Source organism: Paenibacillus sp. EB106-06-01-XG199 (assembly GCF_058791575.1).
The window spans coordinates 809124-834289 of record NZ_JBYTDQ010000002.1 but is presented as its reverse complement, the minus strand read 5'-3'; the positions used below and the strand labels follow the sequence as shown (position 1 = coordinate 834289).

The following is a 25166-nucleotide window of genomic DNA, read 5'->3' as shown; positions in this document are numbered from 1 at the left end:
AATCACATTTGTTGTGCGCTGTAATTAGTTTTGTCATCACTTGGAAATTAGTTTGTCACCAGATATGAATTTGAATTGTCATCGTCTGAACCCTTGTTGGTTCAGGCTTTTTTTTAGTTTCAATTTCCAACCGGATCAGTCTTGATTTTTCAACGGATAGTAGAAAAAAAGATTGAAATCAGGTACCTAAATACTTATTAAAAGTATTATCTTTGATTAGATCGGCCAGACCGTTACCCATTCAGATTACTTTATTACATGATGAGAGAGGATAGTGTATAACATGAAAACAGAAAAACAAAAAATGCTGGATGGCGAACTATATAAAGCTTGGGACCCTGAACTGACACGTGAGCGGGCACGCTCACATGAATATTGATGGAAAATTAATTTTCTACCACATGGAGCACGTCCACCCAGCTTGTTCCAGCAATGGAGAAACCTTTACCATTTTCCTCGATAGTCAATTTTGATTTCCACCGAAAATCTCGCTCTGTTCTCGGTGCTGCCACCATATTCATCCTGCCGTTTGTTGTTGTAGAGACTCATAAGTTGATTTATCAAATAACAGCTGGCCGCATGTAGCTCAATCATGTCGAAGCCAGCTTTTTGGCGTGTAAACCGATGTATATTCAACAATGTTCATCCCCAACACCGCCTTTGGCTCGGGCTGGATGAAATAAAGTAAAACTAAGTAAGGTATGAGAGCATGGATGCATTTCTAATGATTAGTATGTATAAAGTTGAAAAAGGATCACAATTGATTTATAATAAGATCAATTGATAGATTAAACGATCAAAAATCAATCTTCGATTATTTTTAGGTCGGTTTTGCTTCCCCGAACCTGTATGGGAATCCAAGCGAAGGTCGATGCCCGCAGTTGGATTTCCGGTTATAACAATATTCTTCAAGGAGTGTACTGAGATGACTAGAGAAATGACACCGGTAAAGCAAATGAGACTTAACTCGATTCTGGATGAAGCGACCACGCTGCTCATTGAAAAACCGAATGCTTCGATGAATGAAATCGCCGAATCTGCAGGTATCGGAATCGCCACGCTACACCGTTATGTAGAAAGCCGGGAGCAGCTGATGATCTATCTAGGCTTCCGCGCCATCGAAGTTGTAAGTGAAACAATGAAGGGAATTCGACTGGATGAGGAACACTGTGAAAACTATATCCCAGAGCTAATCGAAGCCTTGATTCCGTTAGGGGACAAAATTTACTTCCTAGCCCAGGATGCAACCGTCAGTTACAATCAGGAAATTGATGGAGCGGACCAACAACTGAGGGAGCCTGTACTGCATGTGATCGGCTTGCTGCAGCAGAAAGGTTATTTCCGCCAGGATGTCGATAGGAAATGGATTGTGGATGTGTTGTATTCCCTTCTGTTCTTGACTTGGCAACAGGTAGTAAGCGGTGATATTGCCAGAAAATCAGCAGCAGCCTTGGTAATGGACACATTTTATCATGGAGTTAAATCCAATTAGATAAGACCGGATGATGAAGATGACTAGATTAGAGGAGGAAGAAGCATGTTGATTCAAAATGCACTTGGAAAAGTTACCTTTTCCAAAGATGTGGTTTCCAATATTGTGGGGAAGACAGCAGCTGCCACTCAAGGAATTTCCGCCATCTCATCAGGCTTTATCGAAGGGATCACTCAAAAATTGGCCGGGAAAAGCCATCAGGCAGGGATTGTGCTGACTCCGGCTGACACCAGCTTCGATATCCGCTTAAGCATTGCCGTGCAATATGGTATTAGGATCCATGTAGTGTGCAGGGAGCTGCAACAGAACATCAGAGAAGCGGTAGAGCGATACACGGGGCTTGAAATCGGATGTATTCAAGTCGATGTCGAAGAAATCACAGTACCATAGTACGCATTCATTCTCGAATTCGTTAGCATTCTGCCATTAAGTTTGGTTTATGGCATTTGGGCAGGCGTTGGAACGGCTTACCATATTCAATCGGAAGGAGCTTTTATATGGATAATATTTCAATAACACATGGCAACCCCAAATCGCCGTCCGGAGGCAGACTCATGGGGATGGCACTGGATTATATGGCCTATCCGCTGATCGGAACGGTAGATAAAGCATTAATTGAGAACACCCTGCAAAAATTATGGGGTCTCGGAAAGAACCGTTTCAGCCATCAATATGCTTTTGAAGCCAGGCTGGACAACAGAACGATAGGGATCATCTCCTGCTACCCGGTATCTGTAATGGATAAGCTGGTTTGGCCCACCGTCCGGGAGCTAATCAAACTGCGCAAATGGAATCTCATCAAGCATTCGCTGCTGCATTTGCGGGAGTTGTGGTCTACGGTAAGCTTGAATGAGGGAAGAGCGGATGAATACCATATCGGAGCGTTGGCTGCATTGCCGGAAAGCCGTGGGTACGGGGTAGGTTCAAAATTAATTCATTATGCAGAGGAAAAAGCCAGATTAAGCAACTATGGTAAATGCTCCCTGACCGTCAAGCAAGAGAACTTCGGGGCCATCAAGCTGTATGAGCGGCTGGGATACCGGATTACGGATTCCATAGAGAAAAAACCGTATTATTTATACCGTATGGTAAAACCCCTTCCGCATATCCTTACATGAGTAGGAATTTATAGTTATCTACACTAAAAACAAAAGGAACCCTTTCGGCTAATAATATGCTGAAGGATGGTTCCTTGTTTTTGTTTTACTCCTATGACCTGCCGATTGGTGGAAAACCGGCGTTGTCTTAACATGCGTAACCTGTAGAGGGGGCCTTTGGGCAGAGTGTCCTTTATTAGTAAACGTTTTACCATATACAATTATTCTCAATTCGTTATATACCTATAAACTCAATATACAAACAAATGTAACCGTTGACAATAATAAAAATTGTGTTACTATATGTTTGTAAAACGTTTTACTAATGGAGATGATGATAATGAGAAAAGTATTCTACAGACCTGCGAATGGCTGGGTCGGTGATGTGATTCCTTTTTATGACAATGGGGAGTACAAGCTCTACTATCTTCATGATGAGAGAGTGGGGGGGGACTATGGCAACCATACCTCATGGAATTTGCTGGCCACCAGAAATGGACTTGACTTTGAAGATTACGGAGAGGTTCTGCCGAACGGAGATGAAAGCGCTCTAGACCGGAATGCATATACGGGCTCTGTGATCAAGGATAAGGAAGGCATGTACCATCTTTTCTACACGGGACATAACCCGGGCCCTGCGTTTTGCAAGGATGGTAAGCCCTTACAAGTTGTACTGCGGGCCACCGGTACCGACGGAATTCATTGGACGAAGGATAGCGGCTTCAATCTTTACGGGGATGAAGTGATCTATGAGCAATTTGATTGGCGTGATCCCTTTGTGTTCTTCAACGAAGAGAAGCAGGAATATTGGATGCTGGTGACTACCAGGGAAATGAACTCTTCTGAGAAAAGAGGCGGGTGCATCGCACTTCTGACTTCGGATGACCTTCTTAACTGGAAATACCGTGAACCCTTCTACAGCCCGGACAAATACATTACGATGGAATGTCCCGATTATTTCAAGATGGGGGAGTGGCACTACCTGGTTTACTCCACCTTCAGTGAGAAGTTCGTCACCCATTATAAAAAGAGCAAAACGATCGATGGCGTATACACATCACCGACGCTGGATACCTTTGACGGCCGAGGATTTTATGCAGCAAAAACAGCCACCAACGGCGTGAAGCGGTACGCCTTTGGCTGGGTTCCATCGAAGAAGGGCTCGAATGATTATGGAGATTGGGAATGGGCTGGCACTCTGGTTGTCCATGAGCTGCACCAGAACGAAGAGGGAGAATTGCTTGTGAGAATGCCGTCTTCCATCTATGGACATTTTAATAGGGAAGAACAAATTCTGCCGCAAGAGGAGAAAAATTGCATTCAGCAAGGGAACAGGCTGCAGCTCTCTTCCCCGGATGGGCTGGCTTATAGCGTGCTTAACCCTTTGCCTTCTCAGGTCATGCTTGAGGCTTCCTTTACGGATTGGCAGCATGTGAAGGACTTTGGGATCGCGGTTCGCACGGACAAGGCACTGGACAATGGTTACTTCATCAAATTTGATCCTTTTCACAACCGGATTGCCTTTGATATGTGGCCAAGAACGGAGCCGGGATTCTTTCAATGGCAAATTGCCGGGGACAAGCCGCAAATGATTGAGCTGGAGCGTCCGTTTGATTTTGCGAGCCACAGCCGGATTCATTTCCAGCTGATTCTGGAAGAAGATATCTTATGCCTCTATGTCAATAATGAAGTTGCAATGACTACGCGGATCTATAATTTCAAAGACGGCCATTTTGGATTTTTTGCCAATGAAGGTGCTGTAACGGTTCAGGACATCATCCTGAAAACGGCTGCTGAGCTTTGAACACAGAATGGTTTCACGGCACTTATAACATAAATATATTGGAGGGGTTTTTAAAATGACAAAGAAAATGTCAAAGGTATTCACTGGGCTTGCAGTTTTCTCCTTGGCCGGGGCCGCGCTGGCAGGCTGCGGCAGCTCCGCAGACAACAATAGCTCAGACAAGGCCGGTGCCTCGAATGCGCCTAAGGAGCAGACGGTGACCTGGCTCTCGGCCAGACCAGAGAACGGGGCCATTGTCCAGACGGTCCGGGAGCTTGCTGACCGGTTCGCCGCCGATCATCCCGGCTTTAAGCTGGACCTTCAGGTGACGGCGGACAGACCCTCTTACCTGACCAAGCTGAGAACGCTGGTTGCCTCAGGACAAATGCCGGATTTCATTGACAGTGATGCCGACCCGTTTGCCCAAGAGCTTGTAAAAGCGGGCTTGCTGGTGGACATGGAGAAATTTCTGAAGGACGAGGGGCTGTATGATAAGTTCTATGAGCCCGCGCTGAAATACCAGGAGCTGCCGGATGGAAGCCTGTATCTCCTGCCGATGGAATACCACATGGAAATGACCTGGTATAACAAAAAAATATTTGCCGACAACAACCTTGCGGTGCCCAAAACCCTTGATGATCTGCTTGCAGTCAGCAAAGCGCTCAAAGACAAGGGAATTACTCCTATCGCTGTAGACGGCGTTGATGTATGGCCGGTATTGCGTTATGCGGCAATGTACCCGTTCCGGACCACAGGCAATCAGTTCATCCGTGATTTGAGCCAGGGCAAAGCCAAAATGTCGGATGCGGCAGGCATGCAGGCGGCTAACTTCGCTTCTCAAATCGGAAAATACTTTCAGGATGGATTCGCTACCACCGATTATACGACAGCCAAAAATCTGTTCCTGAACGGCCAGGCTGCGATGTACAACATGGGAACTTGGGAAATACCATCCTTCGTGGAAGAAAGCCTGCCGGAAGGACTCAAGGGCAATGTGGATTATTTCTATCTGCCAACCACCAGCAATGCGGTTACACCGGATAATGAATTCTTCGGCAACAGCGGCATCGGACTCGGGGCTTCCGCGGAAACGTTCGATGGACTGCCTAAGGAATTCCTGAGCTATGTGCTGAAAAATTACAGCGATGTCTATGTGGCCAAGCAACAAATGTCACCACTGAAATTCACCATTGATGACGAGTCCAAATTCTCCGGGCTGTTCCTGCGGATCAAAAAAGATATGGACAACTACGGCTCAGAGTTCGCCAAGCCTTGGGATACTCTGCTTGATCCGAACACCAACTCGGTGATGAGCGACCTGATTACCAAAATGACCATGGGCTTTATGACTCCCGAGGATTTTGCCAAACAGATTGATGAAGCCATTGCCAAGAATACGGGCAGCAAATAAAAATATAAGTTCGTATACCTTGATAGTTCTCCACCCGGGCCTACAGGGCCGGGTGGAGAACTAAATCAATAATAGCGTAATTACAAAAGCGGGGTGACCCTAAATGAATGTGCTTAAAGACAAAAAAGCGTGGCTAGTCTTCATCTTGCCGGCTTTGATATTTTATTTGGGAACGGTCTTTGTCCCCATTATCCAGTCGCTGAATTACAGCTTTCAGCAATGGAATGGCATTCAGGAGCCGCGCTACATCGGCTTCGATAATTATATTGCGATGTTCAACGATACCTATTTCTGGAATTCTGTGCAAAACAATCTGGTATACGTGGTGATTGTGGTATTTATGCAGGTGTTCATCGGCTTATTTTTTGCCCTGCTGCTCTCCTATGTCACCAAAGGCGCAGGAATCTTCAGAACCCTATACTATTTGCCGGCGGTTGTTGTAACCGTAGCTATTGCACAAATGTTCCGTAATTTCTATTCGCTTCAACCTCTCGGTCTGCTGAATATGTTCCTGGACTGGGTGGGAATGGGGCATCTTCAATCGGCCTGGCTCTCCAATCCCCATACGGCGTTAATCGCTGTGTCCATTCCCGAGGGATGGCGGTTTATCGGGATGTATATGGTTATCTTTTATGCGGCCCTGATTGCGATCCCCAAAGAAATCGAAGAAGCGGCTAAAATTGACGGTGTAACCGGATGGCAGCTGATTCGTTATATTAAGCTTCCAAGCATCAAGCATGTGCTGAGCCTGGCCTTGATTATGTGTACAACTGGGGCGCTGCGGGGCTTCGACATTCCTTACATTATTGGTGTGCCCGGGTCTGCAACCGAGCTTGTCACCACTTATATGTATAAACAAGCGTTCTCCACCATCCAGTATGGATACGGAAGCTCGATTGCCGTGTTCATCGTCATCGAAAGTCTGCTTGCGGTACTGATTATTCGGGCTATTTTTAATTCAAGGAAAGGAGATGCCTGACATGCTTGCAAAGAACAAGCTCTCCTCTTCTCTTTTGTATATCGTGGTCATTGCCATTCTCCTGATTCAAATCTATCCGGTAGTCTGGCTGATGCTGTCCAGCTTTAAGTCGAGCATCGAGCTGACTACTCAGCCATTCGCCTTGCCGGACTCCTGGTCGTTCGAAAATTATGTCAGTGTATTCCGGGAGAGCAGCCTGCTGCTGTATATCAAGAATACCGCCATTGTAACCTTTACCTGTCTGGCTCTAATTATATTCTTAAGCGCGACGGCAGGATTTGCTCTTGTCAAAATGATTAACCGGCTGAATTCGAAGCTGCTGCTGTTCTTTACAATCGGCATCATGATTCCGATTCAGGTTACGCTGATTCCTCTGTTTATTATGTATAAGGATTACGGGCTGCTGAATTCGTATCCGGCACTGATCCTGCCGCAGGTTGGTTTTGCTCTGCCCTTGTCAATTCTGATCTTCACCAGCTTCTACAGGTATGTTCCGAATGAGCTTATAGAGGCTGCAGTGATCGACGGCTGCAACATCTATCAGGTGTTTATCCGAATTATTTCGCCGCTTACTATCAATACAACCATCACAGTGGCATCGATTAACTTTATTTTCATCTGGAATGATTTCGTATTCTCCAACACGTTCACGAATGATAAGGCATACAAGACGATTGCCGTCGGGCTCCAGGAATTTATCGGTGCCTTTGGGGCAACAGATTGGGGCCAGACTTTTGCGGCAATCAGCATCAGCATTATTCCCATTATTGTTACGTACTTGTTCCTGAATAAATATGTAATGGCCGGGGCGTCGGACGGCGCAGTCAAAGGATAAGGAGACGATAAAACATGCAATCGATGAATCAGCTGTTTGGCAGAATGAAAGGCAAGAGCAGAGCGATTACGGCGGAGAATCCGCAGGGCCTCAAGGGACAAGGCGGCCAAGCGGAAGGTCCTCTGGGCGTTGCCCGCAAAGGCAAGGCTTTCATCTCGCTCGCTCAGGGAGAAACCGCAACGCTTGTAGATATTGAAGGTCCCGGGATCATTCAGCATATCTGGATGACCGTTACTGATAAGACCGAATCGGGCTGGTTCGTGCTGCGCGATCTGGTGCTGCGCATGTACTGGGACAATGAAGAACGTCCATCCGTTGAAGTGCCGCTGGGCGATTTCTTCTGCAACGGCTTTGGGGCACGGGCGGTAGTCAATTCACTGCCGGTAGTCGTTAATCCGGTCGGCGGCATGAACAGCTACTTTGCCATGCCCTTCCGCCAAGCTGCCAAAGTGACGATTACGAATGAGCATCCGCAGAGCATTGAGGCGTTTTTCTATCAATTCGACTATATGCTGGTGGATGAGCTGGATGAGGACACCGAGTATTTTCACGCCCAGTTCCGCAGAGAAAATCCCACTGTGCTGAGGCAGGATTACACCCTGATTGATGGAATTAAAGGAAGAGGCAAATTTATCGGCACTTATATGTCCTGGACTTCCCTATCCCGTTATTGGTATGGTGAAGGAGAAGTGAAATTCTATATCGACGGCGACCGGGATTGGCCGACGATCTGCGGCACCGGGGCAGAGGATTATTTCGGCGGTGCCTGGGGATTTGTGAAATATGACAATGGAAACCCGGTGCAGGAGCAGACGTACTCCACCTCATTTATGGGTTTCCCTTATTTTGCGACGAGGGACAACACCCGGTCACACATTTATGACGGGGCGGCTTGCCCGATGCGGGGCTTCTACCGCTGGCATATCCTTGATCCGATTCTGTTCGAAGAGGACCTGAAGGTGACTGTACAGCAAATAGGACATGACGGCCAAGCCTTATTTGAACGCAGTGACGATATCAGCTCGATAAGCTACTGGTATCAGACTGAGCCGCATCAGGCGTTTCCGGAATTTCCGGACGTAATGGAAAGACGTCCGCGTTAACCGCGGATACAAGTTGTGCAAGTAAATTCGCAGAGGTGCAGCAAATGGCAAAACAAAGAGTTACTTTAGTACAGGTCGCCAAAGATGCAGGCGTGTCGCCGGCAACAGTCTCCCATTTCATGAACGGTAATTTTCACCGGATGGGCCCTGAGACCCGGGAGAAAATAAGCGACTCGATTACAAAGCTCGGGTATCAGGTAAACCCTGTTGCCAAAAGCCTGATTACCGGCAAAATGCATACCATTGGACTCGTTCTGTCGAACAGCACTTATGACGGATATTTCGAAGATTTATATTTCCTGCACTTCGCCAAGGTGCTGAAGCAGCAACTGAAGACTATGGGGTACAAGCTGATTCTCCTGGACTTTGATGAGATCTTCATGAATATCCAGATGGTGGATGGAATTATTGTAAAAGCGACCCTGGAGACGGAGAAGTTCATGCCGAGGCTCATGGATCTCAATGTTCCGGTCATCACCATCGGACGGCATAATTTATCCTATGGAGCACATATCGTCCGGGTGAACGACTATCAATGCGGCCAGACGGGAGTCGATCATTTAATGTCCCGGGGATATCAAAAAATTATTATTCTGACCTATCCGCATGGACAGGTCCCCGGATTTGACGACCGGTTGAACGGTGCCTCCCAGTCTATGCAGGAGAAGGGCAATCTCACAACAGTTATTACCGGAGACATGACTGAAAGCTTCGGGTACGAAACTGTGATGCAGCTGGGCAAAAATGGTCAGCTGCCGCAGGCGTTATTTTGCCTCAACGATATCACTGCCATTGGGGTGTTGAAGGCTTGCAAGGATCTGAATCTGTCCGTACCGGAGAACCTTGCGGTACTGGGTGTGGATGACATGCCGACTGTATCCGAGCTGCTCAGTCTGTCCACGATCCGGCATCCGATTAACGAACTGGCACAGAATGCCTCGGAGCTAATGATTCAATCCATTGAATCGAAGGGGGAGCCTGCCCAGCCTGTTGATAGGATGTTCCCCATTGAACTGATGGCAAGACATACCAGCTGAGCTGGTATGCAAGCAATGCGCTAGGGTTGGAAAGGCTACAGGCTGTCGAGAGGTTTTCGGCAGCCTTTTTGTAAATAATAGGAAGAACTCGAAGATTGACAGACGCAGTAGGCTGACTTACTATCTTACTTAAATTTGATTGTTCTGCGAGAGGAGAGAAAGCGATGTACAACGTGCTTGTTGCCGATGATGAACCGCGTCACCGCCGGGGCATTGCGGACATGATTAAGCAGCTCAGGCCGGAATACCGGATTTTCATGGTGAAGGATGGTTTGGAGGCACTGCGCATCATCGAAGATAACCGGATCGATATTATTCTCACAGATATCCGAATGCCCAATATGGATGGATTGACTTTGATTGAACATATGGAGAGCCGCAGAGAGCTGGTCAAAATCATTATTCTCAGCGTCTACGGAAATTTTGAATATGCAAGACAGGCCTTGCAGCTCGGAGCCTTCGATTATCTGCTGAAGCCGCTGGCCTTCCAAGAGCTTTCCGGGATCCTGGACAAGCTCGATACGGCGCTGGAGAAAGAACGGCTGAGTCTTCAGGATGGCGCGGTTCTCCGTCAGCGGCTTAGCTCGGCAGCTCCGGTCTATGAGCAGCATTTGCTCAGCCGGTGGATGCGTTCTTCTTCAAGTGAGGAGGAGCTTGAGGAAATCCGCAATCTTTTTCCCGCCATCAGCGGAGGTTTCGTCATGCTGGCCAAGTTTCAGAACAGGGAGGTCGCGGAGACCTATACGCTTGAGGATTTTGAGGAGCTTAAGACCAGTGTGAAAAACTGGATGAAGGAAATCTACCTGACGGTGGGTCCTTCACTTTCCTTCAACCTGGAAGGGGCGGAGCCGGTGATCGGGTCCATTGTGACCTCGGCCCATTCCCTGGAGTGGCTGATGAAGCGGGATATGGAGCAGTTTCGGCAATTTATCCGCCAGGTCCGGGACGAATTTGGCCTGACCTTGACTTTGGGTGCAGGGAACTGGGTGGCGGATCTGTACAGCGGGGCTCCGAAGTCTTTTGAGCAGGCGCAGAAAGCGCTGGAGTACACCTTTTATACGGGAGCGGGCCAGCTTGTCCTCTATGATGAAATCGCTTACAATCCAGAGAAGCCCAGCTTGAAGATGGTTCCTGTAGGTTCAGGCATGACTGAAGCCTTGGCACGGCTGGACAGGGACACAGTAGCTCAGGCTCTAAAGGCGCTGATTGGGAGACTGCTCGAAGGGGACTGCCCGTCCCCAGCCCATCTGAAAGATTGTGTCCTGTACGCTCTGGTAAATGAAGTCAAAGGAAGTGAAGTATTTCTCCGTCAGGAGGAAGCTAGCAACTTCATTTCTGAGATGGAATTTCAAATTCCGGCCTGTGAAAGTCTGGACGAAGTCGAGAAGCGGGCGGTATATGTTCTGAACCGGATTATGGACAGCATCGAGGAGCGCAAGGATAACAAAAGCGGACGGACAATCAGTCTGTGCAAAGCATTTCTAGAGGCGCATTATATGGAGGACCTGTCGCTGGAGTATGTCGCCCGGCAATTTTTTTTCAGCCCCGCTTATTTCAGCAGCTTTTTTAAACAGCACACCTCCATGACCTTCACCGAATATTTGCTGCGCCTGCGGATGGACAAAGCCAAAGAACAGCTGCAGGACGGGGACCGGAAAATCTCAGTGATCGCCTTAAGTGTGGGTTTTAGGGATGCCGGTTATTTTACCAGAGTATTCAAGCGGGAAACCGGACTGTCACCGGAGGAATTCCGGAAGAAAGATTTATTATAGGTGGGGCCATGAGGCTGAAGAATAAGCTGGTCTTGTCCTATATTGTGCTAATTACTCTCCCTTTAGCGATCCTCGGCTTTGGTTATTATTTTGCGAGCAAGGAAATTATGCTGAAGCTGGCCCGCGACAACGTTAGTGAAATTGTGCTGAAGAACAACCAGATCATCAATGAACGCCTGAAAATTATTCAGGATAACAGCCTCTCGCTGATGGTGGAATGCGAGCTGTATCAGATTTTTGACGGACGCGGACCGGCAGGGGGACAGCAACTGCTGGAGACCAATAAAAAAGTGACGGAGATTCTCGGGCGGTACTTTTCGCAATCTGCCGATCTGTACTCCGCTGAACTGGTCACGCAAGCATTCGTGTATGGAAGCAAGGTCAAGAATACTTATCCGCCGGACCACTTCTACAGCTCGGAGCTGTATCAGGCCGCAGCCGAAGGGAAAGGGCGTATCGCCTGGGTGCCGACCTATGATTATACCCGGATGCATGCGCTGCCTGAGCTTGCGGGAACCGACATCGATTACCGTTATATTTTCTCGGCTGTCCGGCAGATCAATCCCTCCTGTGTCCGGAATGACATCATTGTCCGGGCAAGCAAGGGGTCGGAGAAGCCGGTTCTGGTGATGAATTTCAAGGATGATGTGTATGCCAACATATTCAGGGACAGCATTCCCATTCAAGGATCGGTATTCCTTGTAGCAAGTGAGAACGGAACAATTATCTCCCATCAGGATAAAATGCGTCTGGGGACCGTGGAATCCGCAGCCTGGCTCAAAGAATTGCGCAGCAAGGGAAGCGGAACAACTTATGTGACTGTCGGCGGCCGGCGGATGATCGCTTGCTTCGCCCAGTCTCCGGTGACCCACTGGCTATCCGTTGTGCTGATTCCTCCAGGTGCATTGACCCATGACATTGCGAATACCATCCTGTTCTTTATTATGGCGCTGGGCTCTCCGCTGCTTGCTCTTTCACTTGTGTTCGCCTATGTGATTTCCGCGCGTATTTCTTCTCCGGTCAGCAAGCTGCTGCTGGCTATCAAGCGGGTGGGCGGCGGGGATTTCAATGCGCAGATCAAGGTGGAGGGCAGGGACGAGCTGGGCCATGTGCTGATGAAGTTCAACAGCATGAATGAGCGGGTCAGGGAACTGATCAATGAGAATTATGTGGTCAAGCTGCGGGAGCGGGAGACGGAAATCCTCGCGCTGAATATTCAGCTCAATCCCCATTTTCTATATAACACGCTGAATATAATTAACTGGATGGCTGTATATGGAGAAAAGGAGCAGGTCAGCAATATGTTGATCAGCTTGTCCCGTATGCTGCATTACACTACAGACAACCGGAAAGACCTGATGCTTCTGAGAGAGGATATCGCCTGGCTCAAGGATTATATTGTAATTATGGCCAACCGCTTCGAGCACCGGTTCCGCGTGGATTTCGATATAGAGCCTGACTTGCTGGAAGTGAGCGTGCCCAAGCTGTTCCTTCAGCCGCTGGTGGAGAATGCGATTATTCATGGTTTTCGAAATATGGAGAGCGGCGGGCTGATCACTATTTACGGACAGCGGCAGGGCGGTGATATCCGGTTCTGTGTAGAGGATAATGGCAGCGGGATCGAGCCGGAGCGTCTGGAACAGCTGTTGAGGGAAGAGAGTCCCAATATAGGCCTGAAAAATGTGGATAAACGGATAAAGCTGCTGTATGGCAGTAAACACGGCATAGAGATTGAATCGGTCCCTGAATTCGGGACACGGGTGAAGCTGAATATACCGTATCCGGGATCAGAGTGAGGGTCCACATTATAAAGTGCTCATACCCCCGGCCAATGGCTTGCGGGGCTATCTTTTTAGGATTGACCGTAAAATCGTACAAGAAACGAAAAATCATACCATAGGTTTTTGCGGCGGGCCCATATACACTGGATATAAGGCGACTGCAGCGCTTACATTCGAATCGAGGGGGATAAACAAATGAGCAAGCATACCGGCAAAACCAAGCTGATGTTACTCTTCCTAATGATTATTGCGTTACTTGTAACCGCTTGCGGGAATGGTGGAAACAATGCGGATACGACGACAAATACAGGCAAAGGAAATAACCAGGAGGGGAATAATCCCGCTACTGGAGATACAGGCTCGACCACAGGGGAAAAGGTTAAGCTGAAATTCACGTTCTGGGGCAGCCCGCAGGAGAAGAAGGCGGTGGAGGATGCCATTAAGGCTTTTGAAGCGAAGAACCCGAACGTCACTATTGATTCCATCCATATCCCGGGCACAGACTTTTTACAGAAGCTGAATGCCATGATTGCCGGGAATGAAGCACCGGATCTGAGTTACTCTGCCGCATGGAAGCTGAAGATGGGTGAAGAAGGCCTGATCTATAATTTCTTCGATTTAATGAAGGATGATCCAAGTATCAAAAAGGAGGATTATCTCCAGTACGCCTGGTGGAATTGGGATACGGATAAAAGTGCGGGACCTTATCAAGCCTCCGTCGTTCCTTCTCTGATGTACAATGCCGATCTGTTCAAAGAAGCAGGGGTAGAGCTGCCGCCAACCCAAGCGGAAGAAGCCTGGCAATGGGATGAATTCGTGGAAACCGCCAAGAAGCTCACGCTTGACCGGAGCGGTAAGCATCCAGATGATCCGGGATTTGATCCCAAGAACATCAAGCAATACGGTGTGAAATTCAGCCTCAGCTGGTTATCCTACATGCCGCTGGTGCTGTCCAACGGCGGGGACTATTTGACAGAGGACGGTAAGGAATTCGGACTCTCCAAGCCTGAAGCGACTGAAGCCATCCAAAGAATCGCGGATTTGATCAATGTGCACCATGTTGCTCCATCACCGGTTCAAGCCAGCAGTATTCCGGCACCGGCTACGGCGCTCCAGTCCAGAAAGGTTGCCATGGTCATCGACGGAAGCTGGAATCACCTCGATCTGAGCAAAGCCAATATCAACTGGGGGGTAGGTGTGCTGCCGGTTCTGAAGGACTATAAGACTTTCTTCCTCGGAGGCTCCCTGATTATCTTCAAGAGCTCCAAGCATCCGAAGGAAGCCTGGGAATTCTCTAAATTCCTGACGGACCCGCAGAATGTGCTGGAGCTTCATCAGGGACTCTGGATGCCGCAGCTGAAGCAATGGTATGAAGATCCGAAGCTGGTCGACAGCTGGGCAAATGAAGAGCTTCCGGGCCGCCCAGCCGGTTTCCAGGATGCCGTTATGCGTTCCACCTACGAGCATGCAGAGCCTTCGGCAGAGAATAATGTCAGAAACTTTGTGGAGATCGACGCTGCGGTAACAGCGGGGCTGGATCAGGTGTGGCTTGGCACCAAAACCGCCGCACAAGCGATGAAAGAAGTGGAAGCCAAAGTGAAGCCGCTGGTAAAAGGCACCTATTTGAAATAACGGGCTTTGCCGAAAGGCGGCTCTGCCGGATTCACGGGGCAGAGCCGCTGCCGGCGGCAGCCCGAAGAGAGGAAGCATGTGTATGGAACCCGTCTCTTCCCTGAGCGTAAACCGTCCGAAGACGAAACGCAGCTCCTACAGGAATGAGCTTTACGGCATCCTGTTTGCCCTTCCTGCCATTCTTGGACTGCTGATTTTCACGCTGGGTCCCATGATATACAGCCTGTATATGAGCTTTACCGACTATTCGGGGTCCAATTCACCAACCTTTATCGGTCTGGACAATTACACAAGAATGTTTAGCGGGGAAGACCAGTATTTCTACAAGTCGCTCGGAGTTACACTGTATTTTGTTGTGCTTAGCGTGCCAACCGGCATTATCTATTCCTTTCTCCTGGCCATTCTTTTGAATCGGAACATCAAGGGGAAAGCTATCTTCCGGACCGTCTTCTACCTGCCTTCCATTGTGCCGATTATTGCGATTTCGTTCATTTGGCTGTGGCTCCTGAATCCCGATTTGGGGCTGGCCAACGAGTTGCTCCGTGATATCGGGCTCCCCGGTAGCCAGTGGATTTTTGGAGAGAAATCCGTGGTCCCCTCACTGGCACTGATGAACCTGTGGACAACGGGAGGGACGATGATTATCTTCCTGGCCGGCCTGCAGGATATTCCCCGCTCGCTCTATGAGGCGATTGAAATTGACGGTGGCTCGAAGCTTCATAAGCTGCGGAATATTACGATTCCCATGATGACGCCGACGATCTTTTTCAACTTGATTATGGGTATCATTAACGGGTTTCAGGTGTTCTCCCAGGCCTATGTCATGACCAGCGGCGGACCCAACAATGCCAGCTTATTCTATGTCTTCTATCTGTACCGGGAAGCCTTTCAGTTCTCACGGATGGGAAGCGCGAGCGCCATTGCCTGGGTGCTGTTCATCATCATTATGCTGTTGACCTATATGGTCTTCAAGACATCGAAAAAATGGGTGTATTACGAGGGGGATGAAGCCAGATGAGGACAAGGGCATGGGTTGAGAAGGGATTGGTATATTTGGTGCTTGTGGCCGGAGGCCTCTTCAGTCTGCTCCCGCTGATCTGGCTCATCCGCAGCTCCCTGATGGATATGGGGCAAATTTTTGAGCTGCCGCCCATATGGATACCCGATCCCTTCCGGTTTGGTAATTTCAGCGAAGCGCTGACCATTCTGCCATTTGGCCGTTACTTTATCAATACAACGGTTATTGTGATTTTTACGATGCTGGGTGTCCTTGTGACCTGCTCCATCAGCGCGTACAGCTTTGCCCGCATGTCTTGGAGGGGCCGGGACCTTGTTTTCGGCCTGCTCTTATCCAGTATGATGCTGCCCTATGCGGTTACGCTGATTCCGACCTTTATCGGCTGGAGCAAGCTTGGGTTAACCAATTCGTTCATTCCGCTGATTGCACCGGCCTGGTTCGGCGGAGGCGCGTTCAATATCTTCCTGCTGCGCCAGTTTTATCTGAGTATTCCCCGCGATCTTGACGAGGCGGCTTATGTGGACGGTGCAAGCCACTGGCGGATTTTCATCTCCATTATTATCCCCCTGACGCGGCCCGCGCTGGTTGTTGTAGGCTTGTTCACCTTTCTGGCTTCCTGGAATGACTTCCTGGGGCCGCTGGTTTATCTGAACAGCGAGTCCAAATATACACTGGCGCTGGGACTGCAGCAATTTAAAGGCATGTACGCAGCGGAATGGCATCTGATGATGGCCGCGGCTACGGTGGTGCTGGCTCCGGCGATTGTCGTCTTTTTTATCGGGCAGAGGTACTTTATCGAGGGCATTACACTTACAGGCATCAAAGCCTGAATTATCCAAGGAGTGAGAATCGATGTTGAGTTCATTATATTTGCGCAAGGAAGGGCTCTCCCGCAGACTGTCCAGCTGGGATCAGACCGGGGGCAACCGGGATTTCATCGTTATCGGAGCCGGCCATACGGCAGCCATCGCTGAAATTGAAGGCTCGGGCATCATCCAGCATATCTGGATGACGATAGCCGCTAAAAATAAATATGCGTTCCGCAAAGTGTTGGTCCGCATGTACTGGGATGGAGAGGAAGAGCCTAGTGTGGAATCGCCGGTAGGCGATTTCTTCGGGGTCGGCCACGGGGTAGCCAGCCACTATGTCTCCATGCCGCTCAATATGATTACGACCCAGGGGGTTGTTGAGGACAAGGCGGCGATGAACTGTTTTTTTGAAATGCCGTTCCGCAGCAGCGCACGGATCGAGATTATCAACGAATGTGAAGATGAGATGGTACTTTATTTCTATGTCGATTATGTGGAGAAGCAGATCCCGGAGGACAGCTTCTACTTTCACGCTTCCTGGCGCAGGGAGAATCCTACCCGGGGGACGGTCGATCTGGCGGCCTTAAAGCTGGAGCATGATGGGCAGGACAAGGCTAATTATGCCGACCAGAAAGTGTATGAGCTTAACAATCTGACGGGTGAAGACAACTATGTGATTATGGATGCCGTGGGGGAGGGGCACTACGTCGGCTGTAATCTCAGCATTGATCATTTGAATCCGATGCCGGGCTTCAGCTGGCCGGGAGAAGGGGACGATATGTTCTTCATTGACGGTGAGCCGTGGCCGCCCCGCCTGCATGGCACAGGTACGGAGGATTATTTCTGTGCGGCCTGGGGCTACCCGTCCGGCAAATATGACAGTCCTTTTCATGGAGTGTCGTTGTATGCGCCGATTCGCGGCAACGGGGATGCATGGAGAGAGAGCAATACCATCCTGTTCAATGACTACTCCGGCAAAATGACACAATACCGCTTCCATATAGTCGACCCCATTATCTTCCGGGAGTCCCTGCGCTTCAGTATTGAGCACGGTCATGGGAACTCCCAGTCGAATGAATATTCCTCGGTAGCTTATTGGTATCAGCGTGAGCCTCACAAATCTTTCCCGGAGATGCTGCCTGTTAGCCTGCGGCTGCCGCTGCCCGAGAAGGAAAGCGCGAAGCAGTTCTACCGGACTTTCTAAAACAGTTAACTCCGAAGCTCTATTAACGGTCCTCAATTCGGGCCAGCTCGGTGATGGTATAAGAAGAAGCTGTCCGTCACCGGCACCTAGCCAGTAGCTTCTGGTTGACCGTTTTTTATGTTCGCTTTTATGGAAGTTGGTGACCGTGTTCCTTTACTCCTCGATTCTGATTTCATTTATCGAATCTTAAAAAGTTGAAAACGGCAGGGGGATGACCCGGTCCGAGCTGCAGGAGCTGCGCTCCAGGATCGCCTCACCGGATGACCAGTACACGCATATTGGTCTAGCCAATACCTCCCGGCGTATCGAGCTGCTGTTCAGGCGGTTGAGAAAAGCCAAGTCGTGACCAAGTCGGCTCATGTAATTTCTGTTGCAATGAATCCTCATCCCTTCTATGTATCTATAAATCCCAAGATAAAGACGACGGCTTATTCTGTGAATTCAGAATAAGCCGTCGTCTTTTTGATACATGTACTTGTTATTACCATGAAAAGCTGGTTTTTCAGTGGCCTCTGGATTCTATCATTTATTCAAGATGATCAGCCATCAGCGCAGGGGTTCCGATGTCAGCATTAAGCTGATTTGTCTCACTTCACCATATTTAAACTATACATGACCCGTCGATTGGTGGAAAATCGGTTTTGTCTTGACATATGTAACCTGTGGAGGTCTATCGGGATTTTCGATTCTTGAAAGAAGCATTTCGGCAGCTAGAAAACCCATTTCAGATCGATGAATATGGACGGTCGTCAAATGGGGTTCCACGATCCGCGACTCCGGGGCATTATCGAATCCGCAAACCATAACCTCCTCAGGTATGCGAATATTTAGGTCCTTCAAAATACGAATGACATGAATAGCAATGAAATCGTTGGCACACACGAACGCAGACGGAAGTTTTTTCATGCTTGCTAGTCGCTCCTTAAGCCACTTATAGTCAGCAAAATATCGGTCGTCTTCGAGTATGCAGAATGATTCATTGAGATCGATTCGAGCGTGCTTGTAATTCATCTCGGTAGCTCTCTGAATCACTTTGCTGTGTGTATCGCCCGGTAAGGAGGGATGATTATTCAATGCTTTGGATACAGTATTTCTGGAAAGTCCTAGTGAATCGGCTATATCTTGAATTGTAATTTTCTCTTTGTTCAAAAATAATGGCTCCTTTGGCAGAAGTATTGCGTGCTTGACAAAAATAAATGTAGTATAATTCAATGAAATTGTCGAGTTAAATGTTACAAATGAACATTAATTATATTGCATACAAAGAGTTTTCGTGTTTACATTTTGCGCAAAAATAAACAACTCCCCATTTGTTTTATTTTGGATATATTGTGATAAAAGGCTATTATTTCGTTCTTTTAGCAGAAAAACAAATGAATTTTACATAATAAAATAATAAAGCGTTTTAAATATGTACATATGTTTATTTTTATATCTATAAAAAGTCTTGACGATACAATTGTTATATTTTAAATTGAATTTGCTAGGTTGTTGGCAGTGACATATGGAAGCACTTTCTTTATAGTTTCAAAAAGCATATTTATGTTGTACTAATGAAAACTAAGGGGCATTGCAACAAACAGCAACAATCACAGATAACATGGGATCGGAGGCTCGAAAGCGAACACGCAGCCTTATAGAAAAACTCAGGTACATCAAAACAAACTATTGGCTTACCTGCTTGTCCTGCCGTGAGCCGTAATTGACCATTGTCTTTAAATATTTCCCGATGTATGGTGTTCTGATCGCATTCAAAGATTACAGTTTTCGCAAAGGGCATTGCAAACTATTCGTTCTCTGCAGCCGTGGAGTTGTTTAACACCATCATTAACCTCATCATGCTGTTGTACGGGGATAAGAATGTATGTGTCATCAGAGGTCGCCAAATTGGCGGCTTAAATCCTGTTTCATGAGATATAAAGCTAACAATGATCTTGAATGGGTACGAAGGCTTGCGTCTTTCTTAATTGATCGAAATGGACAATCAAAAGATCGATGAGGTCAATGAACGGCTGCTCTGGATGCGGACGGAAATGAAGAAACCAAATATAATTAAATGATGGGAGCATTTATCAATGAAAATGGATGATGATAAATTACTTCAGTATTATTTGGAACTTAATGGTCCGGATGCCGGAGAATGGAACTCCTCTCCAACATGCATTCACACCCTATTGGCGACAAGGGATTATGTAAAGAAGAAATTTGATGTTTTTGATGAAATCCAGGTATGTAATATTGGGATTGGAACTGGAGATTGGGACGACTACCTTGGATATTGGCTTAAGGGCAGAGGCAGTTTAACCAGCATTGATATTGACGAAAGTATTTGTGGGATATACGAGTATAGACAGCAGAGGGAACAGCATCCGAATCCATCGAAGGTTTTATGCAAAAGCATTTTCGATTCCGATTTGCCTCAAGAGGCCTTTGATATTGTAACCCTAATTGGGTCCGCAATTAATGAAACCGGGGACTTCAAGAAATGCTTAGATTCATGCTTTTGTTTAATTAAGCCTGGAGGACATTTGATGTTTATGGCAAGTTTAAAATATACGCCCTTTGAAATGTTGGAAGAATATATAAGTCATACTAAATATCAAATTATGCAAAACGATTTATACGAAGCCTTTCCTGAATATCCGTTTTTCATCAGCAAAATCAGAAAATAGGCGGGGCAGCTATATTTAATCTTGAAACAATCATTCTTCTAATGCATCAGACGGGGGCTCGTGCCTCCGTCTTTTCATCATCTGGCAGGAATTCGGAAGGGCTTTATTCGTGTTTTGTAATTAAAACCTCTTTCTTCTGCGGGAAGTTTGATATTTTAGTTCTTCCCTGTACTTGGCGACTGTTCTGCGTGACAACTCCAGTCCTTCCTTTTTCAGCAGTTCAGTGATCTCCTGATCGGACATTGGGCTCCGCTTATCTTCATTGTCGATAATCTGCTTGATGTGCGCCTTTGCACTCATCGATGAAACGGCATCTCCGTCTTCCGATGCCAGGGCGGAGGTGAAGAAATGCTTGAGTTCGAATAATCCGCGGGGGGTCTGTATGTACTTGTTATTGACCGCACGGCTGACCGTCGATTCATGCAAGCCGGTTATTTCAGCAATCTCCTTTTGGGTGGTTGGTTTGAGAAAATGAATGCCAAGTTCAAAAAAATCGTTCTGCCTGTCAACAATGGCCTGAGCAACTTTCTTAAGGGTTAGTCTGCGCTGTTCAAGACTATTCATAAGCCATAATGCCGTATTCATCTTCTCATGGAAAAACTGCTTGTTTTCTCCCATAGGCATCTCTTTCAGCATTCGCTGGTAAAAGGGGTTGATTTCCACTTTTGGTGCAGTGATCTCATTAACCAGTACAAGATACTTGTTGTTTATATGCTCAACTGAAATATCAGCTAATATATAATGGTGTTCATTAGCAGCAAACGCTGCTCCTGGACAAGGATTCAGCTTTCGAATCCGGTCGGCGATTTGCTGTACTTCTTGAATGCCTATTCCTAAGGAATTCGAAATTTTTTGTATACGATTACAAGCAAGGTCGGAGAGATGATGATGCACGACCGCAGTCAAACAAGGATCGTTCTTGCCGATATGACGGAGCTGAAGCAGAAGACATTCTTCTAGACTACGAGCGGCGATGCCGGCCGGTTCAAAGCGCTGGACCAGGGTAATCATATTCTCAACCTCATCTACAGAAACGTCAAGTATTCCGGCTGCTGTCAATACATCCAACTCAAGGTAGCCCTTCTCATCTAGATTTCCAATAAGAAACCTTGCAACCCTGCGTTGCGACCGTGACAGCCCGCGAACCCATCCAAGCTGCGCAACCAGATGTTCAAATAAATTATCCGCCGGACTGGCGACAAAATCCAGAAGGTCTACCGGGTTAGCGCTTTTTCCAAATGAATATTCTTCTGGCTTGCTTATCCTCTCAATGGACATCTCGATCTCAGACAAATCAATGAGCGGATTTTCATTCGCTTGTTCACGAAGATAAGCCATCAAATCAACAGAGGAGTACTGAAGAAGCATAATCGCTTGTCGTAATTCGGGAGTCATAACCAGCTTGTTTGTCTGCTCTTGCTGTAATCGGAATTGCATCATGTAATTCAACTCCTTTATAAAGGCAATAAATGGTATCATTTAAAATATATTCGAAAAGCTTATGCAATTTTCCTGCCAAAACCTTGTGTAGGTAATGAATTATTATCTGCTTCTTATAAACCTGTTCAGAATGGAGGGATAACGTGAAACGGATTGATCAGATATTAGCGTATATTGCTGATTGCACAAAGAACCTGTCGGAAGAGGCTTTACTTGCAGGTGATGGGATTACTGCTGAGGAAATAGCTGCCCATCAGGAGATGCTTAGAAATAATGTGAGCAAAGAGCTTAATAGTCTTTTACGCGCTGATTTGATTATTAAAATCAAAGGAAGACCTGTCAAGTTTTTGCACAAGCAGGTGATTGAGGAGACCTTCCGGGTTCAGCTTAAAGAAAAACAAATAGAAGTTAACAGTATTAAGGAGTTGATGCTGCCTGGTGAACAGGTAGACCCGTTTCACACTTTGATAGGATTCATGGGCAGTATGAGAAACCAGGTTGAGCAGGGAAAAGCGGCCATACTATACCCGCCTAAGGGCCTGCACACGCTGATTGTAGGGCAGACAGGCGTGGGGAAAACGATGTTTGCGAGGTTAATGTACAATTATGGGAAGCACATGAAGCGATTCCCGGAGCAAGCGCCATTTATCGTATTTAACTGCGCTGATTATTATAATAACCCCCAACTGCTGCTCTCCCACATTTTTGGTCATGTAAAAGGGGCGTTCACCGGAGCTGACCAGGAAAAGGCGGGGCTGGTGGAGAAAGCCGATGGAGGAATCCTGTTTTTGGATGAGATACACCGTTTGCCTCCGGAAGGCCAGGAAATGATTTTTTATTTCATGGATACGCACAGCTACAATAAATTGGGAGAGTCAGAGCGCAAGCGGAATGCGAATGTATTGCTGATAGGCGCTACAACCGAAGATCCCGGTTCCTCCTTGCTGAAAACCTTTATCCGGCGGATACCCATTACGATCAATATTCCTAACTTTCAGGAACGTACCATGGAAGAGCGGTTAATGATTCTGAAGCATTTGTTCGCTAACGAGGCTCATCGGGTAAATAAATCGCTCCGGGTTGAGGCTGAGGTCGTTAAAGCACTCATCGGCAGTGTAACCTACGGGAATATTGGCCAGTTAAAATCCAGCATTCAGCTTGTTTGCGCCAAAGGATTTTTAAACAGCATTCATGAGAATCAGGAAGAAATAGAACTGGACTTCAAAATCTTGCCGGGCAACATTAGAGAAGGTTTATTTAATATCGGGAGAAACCGCAAGGAAATGGACGAAATGAGCGGTATCATCTCTCATCTGTACGTTACTCCTGAGGGAAGTAAAGGGGACGATGAGGAAGATGCTTCCGAACCACCGTTTAACCTCTATAAGCTTATTGAAGATAAGATTGAGCTGTTGAAGGAAGAAGGGTTCGACGATGGCTATATCAATAAATTCATTACTACAGATGTCAATATCCATATTAAAGGCTTCTATAACCGGTTCTATAACATTAAGGGAGGGCGAGACAGGATCCTCAAAATCGTAGACAAGGAGATCCTGGACTTTTCAGAAGAGGTACAGGCTATGCTGGAAAAAGAACTGAAGCGGAATTACAGCAAAAGGTTCGTTTATGCATTCAGCCTGCATATGAGCTCTTTTTTAAAGCGAATTAAAGAAAAGAAATATGTGGTGAAACAAATGTATAAGCCGGTGGATGACAAGGACGAAGAACACAGATTGGCGCAGATTATCAAGGACATGATCGAATCCTATTTCGGGATCAGTGTTCCCGATGCCGAGATTACATATGTGGCGATTCTACTGAGATCTGTGGAAGAGGAGCATCAGGGAAATGTGGGGATAATTGTAGCTGCCCATGGAAACAGCACTGCAACCAGCATCGTCGATGTAGTCAACAACTTGCTGGGCAGCTCCAATATTTCTGCGGTGGATATGCCCCTGGATGTAAGTCCGAGGGAAGTACTCGAGATTATTGTCGAGAAAGTAAAGAGCATTGACAATGGCCGGGGCGTATTGCTGCTTGTAGACATGGGCTCCTTGCTCAATCTTGAAGCTACCATTATGGAACGTGTCGGGGTCAAGGTCAGAACCATTGATATGGTATCTACCCCGCTCACACTAGAGGCAGTGCGAAAAGCGAGTATTTTCGACATGGATGTAGAGGGGATTTACCAATCTCTTAAGGATTTTCGTGGATATAACAACGGTACCGCCATAGTGAAGGCGGAGGCGGATAGCAACAGGGTAATCGTAACGGTTTGTTCTTCCGGCAAAGGCGCTGCGGTAAAACTAAAGGAATTTGTAGAGAAGATTGTTTACGATTTGACGGAGGAGAGGGTTCTCGTTGTACCGGTAAAAGTCAGGGAGCTGGATAAAGTGGTAAAAGACTTGCGGACCAAGCATACGATTCTTGCCGTGGTTGGAGTAAAGCGGTCTAGTGATCCGCATGTCCCGTTTATTCCTTTGGAACAATTGATCGAAGCAAGCGGCGAGCAGGCATTGAGAGAGCTGTTATTGAACAATCATTTCCCAATTGTACCTGCTGAAGAAAGTGTGGTCGTTAGAGATATCTGTGAGAATACTCTGAAGGAGTTCATGACGTATCTGAATCCCCACAAAATTTTGGGGATGTTGATGAAATTTATTCAAAAGCTCGAAGAAGAACTGGAATTCAATTTTAATTATGCGCTGCAAGTGCAAATAGCCGTTCATATGGCTCATGCCTTGGAGCGCATGGTCATCCATGACGGGTTAGTGTACCGGGGGGATGTGAAATTATTTGATCAGCGCTTACTGGTTGCGGTGAACTATTCCTGTGAAATATTTGTTAGTGGTATTAACCTGGTACTGACTGAGGACGAAAAGTATTATATTTGCGAAATGTTGAGCGAAGAATATATTGGTATTGCCTAGCAGCTGGGAAAGTGTATAAAACGCTCACAAAAGTGTATCAATGATGGAGGGTATGAAAATAAGCACCTGGCAACTTAAGACCCAAATCCCTGTAGCTTAGGGGATTTGGGTCTTTTTCAATTGAAGACTGAAGCATACAGATGTTTGGCACGAGTCTTGCATAATAAT

General features: G+C 47.2%; 21 protein-coding genes and 1 pseudogene. 19 read left to right on the top strand and 3 right to left on the bottom strand.

Translation table 11 applies throughout. The annotated features are described in order from the left end of the window. Positions 1-283: 283 nt before the first annotated feature. A pseudogene (locus AC3WT9_RS09745) lies at positions 284-367 on the top strand (maltose acetyltransferase domain-containing protein); the annotation flags it as partial. Between the two features lie 77 nt (positions 368-444). Here the strand turns inward: AC3WT9_RS09745 and AC3WT9_RS09740 are convergent. After that, a complete protein-coding gene (locus AC3WT9_RS09740) occupies positions 445-636 on the bottom strand; it encodes an oxidoreductase (protein ID WP_492407551.1) in 192 nt (63 codons plus the stop codon). Positions 637-925: 289 nt separating this feature from the next. On the opposite strand from AC3WT9_RS09740, the gene AC3WT9_RS09735 reads away from it, so the two are divergent. From AC3WT9_RS09735 to AC3WT9_RS09660, 16 genes are all read left to right on the top strand, one after another. Beyond that, positions 926-1492, top strand: a complete 567-nt coding sequence (locus AC3WT9_RS09735) for a TetR/AcrR family transcriptional regulator (protein WP_341378201.1) — start codon at positions 926-928, stop codon at positions 1490-1492. Between the two features lie 45 nt (positions 1493-1537). Beyond that, positions 1538-1882, top strand: coding sequence for an Asp23/Gls24 family envelope stress response protein (locus AC3WT9_RS09730; RefSeq protein WP_341378202.1), 345 nt, complete (start codon positions 1538-1540; stop codon positions 1880-1882). A 107-nt stretch (positions 1883-1989) separates the two neighbouring features. Beyond that, on the top strand, positions 1990-2610 hold the full coding sequence (locus AC3WT9_RS09725) for a GNAT family N-acetyltransferase (protein WP_341378203.1): 621 nt from the start codon (positions 1990-1992) through the stop codon (positions 2608-2610). Between the two features lie 319 nt (positions 2611-2929). Next, positions 2930-4393: a GH32 C-terminal domain-containing protein gene (locus AC3WT9_RS09720; RefSeq protein WP_341378204.1), complete on the top strand. Its 1464-nt coding sequence runs from the start codon at positions 2930-2932 to the stop codon at positions 4391-4393. A gap of 55 nt (positions 4394-4448) precedes the next feature. After that, entirely contained in the window at positions 4449-5783 is a 1335-nt protein-coding gene (locus AC3WT9_RS09715; protein ID WP_341378205.1) for an ABC transporter substrate-binding protein, read from the top strand. Between the two features lie 103 nt (positions 5784-5886). Further along, entirely contained in the window at positions 5887-6762 is an 876-nt protein-coding gene (locus AC3WT9_RS09710; protein ID WP_341092054.1) for a carbohydrate ABC transporter permease, read from the top strand. Position 6763: 1 nt separating this feature from the next. Further along, a complete protein-coding gene (locus AC3WT9_RS09705; protein ID WP_341378206.1) occupies positions 6764-7597 on the top strand; it encodes a carbohydrate ABC transporter permease in 834 nt (277 codons plus the stop codon). Positions 7598-7611: 14 nt separating this feature from the next. After that, positions 7612-8700, top strand: a complete 1089-nt coding sequence (locus AC3WT9_RS09700) for a glycoside hydrolase family 172 protein (protein ID WP_341092058.1) — start codon at positions 7612-7614, stop codon at positions 8698-8700. 44 nt (positions 8701-8744) lie between these two features. Further along, complete coding sequence (locus AC3WT9_RS09695) at positions 8745-9737, top strand: LacI family DNA-binding transcriptional regulator (protein WP_341092060.1); 993 nt, start codon at positions 8745-8747, stop codon at positions 9735-9737. Between the two features lie 164 nt (positions 9738-9901). Then, positions 9902-11509 carry a response regulator transcription factor gene (locus AC3WT9_RS09690; protein WP_492407550.1) on the top strand — a complete coding sequence of 536 codons (1608 nt, stop codon included), beginning with the start codon at positions 9902-9904 and terminating at the stop codon, positions 11507-11509. Positions 11510-11517: 8 nt separating this feature from the next. Next, complete coding sequence (locus AC3WT9_RS09685; protein WP_341378208.1) at positions 11518-13305, top strand: cache domain-containing sensor histidine kinase; 1788 nt, start codon at positions 11518-11520, stop codon at positions 13303-13305. Between the two features lie 180 nt (positions 13306-13485). Beyond that, positions 13486-14922: an ABC transporter substrate-binding protein gene (locus AC3WT9_RS09680; protein WP_341092066.1), complete on the top strand. Its 1437-nt coding sequence runs from the start codon at positions 13486-13488 to the stop codon at positions 14920-14922. A gap of 82 nt (positions 14923-15004) precedes the next feature. Then, positions 15005-15940, top strand: coding sequence for a carbohydrate ABC transporter permease (locus tag AC3WT9_RS09675; RefSeq protein WP_341378209.1), 936 nt, complete (start codon positions 15005-15007; stop codon positions 15938-15940). Then, positions 15937-16770 carry a carbohydrate ABC transporter permease gene (locus AC3WT9_RS09670; protein WP_341092071.1) on the top strand — a complete coding sequence of 278 codons (834 nt, stop codon included), beginning with the start codon at positions 15937-15939 and terminating at the stop codon, positions 16768-16770. The genes AC3WT9_RS09675 and AC3WT9_RS09670 overlap by 4 nt, the downstream gene beginning before the upstream one ends. Positions 16771-16792: 22 nt before the next feature. Beyond that, the gene (locus AC3WT9_RS09665) at positions 16793-17953 is read left to right on the top strand and encodes a glycoside hydrolase family 172 protein (protein WP_341378210.1); all 1161 of its coding nucleotides are present in this window, start codon (positions 16793-16795) and stop codon (positions 17951-17953) included. Positions 17954-18164: 211 nt separating this feature from the next. After that, complete coding sequence (locus AC3WT9_RS09660; protein WP_341092077.1) at positions 18165-18299, top strand: hypothetical protein; 135 nt, start codon at positions 18165-18167, stop codon at positions 18297-18299. 260 nt (positions 18300-18559) lie between these two features. Here AC3WT9_RS09660 and AC3WT9_RS09655 read toward each other — a convergent pair whose 3' ends face one another. Beyond that, entirely contained in the window at positions 18560-19102 is a 543-nt protein-coding gene (locus tag AC3WT9_RS09655; RefSeq protein WP_341378211.1) for a LacI family DNA-binding transcriptional regulator, read from the bottom strand. Positions 19103-20028: 926 nt separating this feature from the next. On the opposite strand from AC3WT9_RS09655, the gene AC3WT9_RS09650 reads away from it, so the two are divergent. After that, complete coding sequence (locus tag AC3WT9_RS09650; RefSeq protein WP_341378212.1) at positions 20029-20625, top strand: class I SAM-dependent methyltransferase; 597 nt, start codon at positions 20029-20031, stop codon at positions 20623-20625. Positions 20626-20745: 120 nt separating this feature from the next. Here the strand turns inward: AC3WT9_RS09650 and rpoN are convergent, their stop codons facing one another. After that, positions 20746-22062 (bottom strand): RNA polymerase factor sigma-54, encoded by a 1317-nt coding sequence (gene rpoN / locus AC3WT9_RS09645; protein WP_341380357.1) that lies wholly within the window; start codon positions 22060-22062, stop codon positions 20746-20748. Positions 22063-22208: 146 nt separating this feature from the next. On the opposite strand from rpoN, the gene AC3WT9_RS09640 reads away from it, so the two are divergent. Beyond that, positions 22209-24998, top strand: coding sequence for a sigma-54-dependent transcriptional regulator (locus AC3WT9_RS09640; protein WP_341378213.1), 2790 nt, complete (start codon positions 22209-22211; stop codon positions 24996-24998). Positions 24999-25166: the final 168 nt, after the last annotated feature.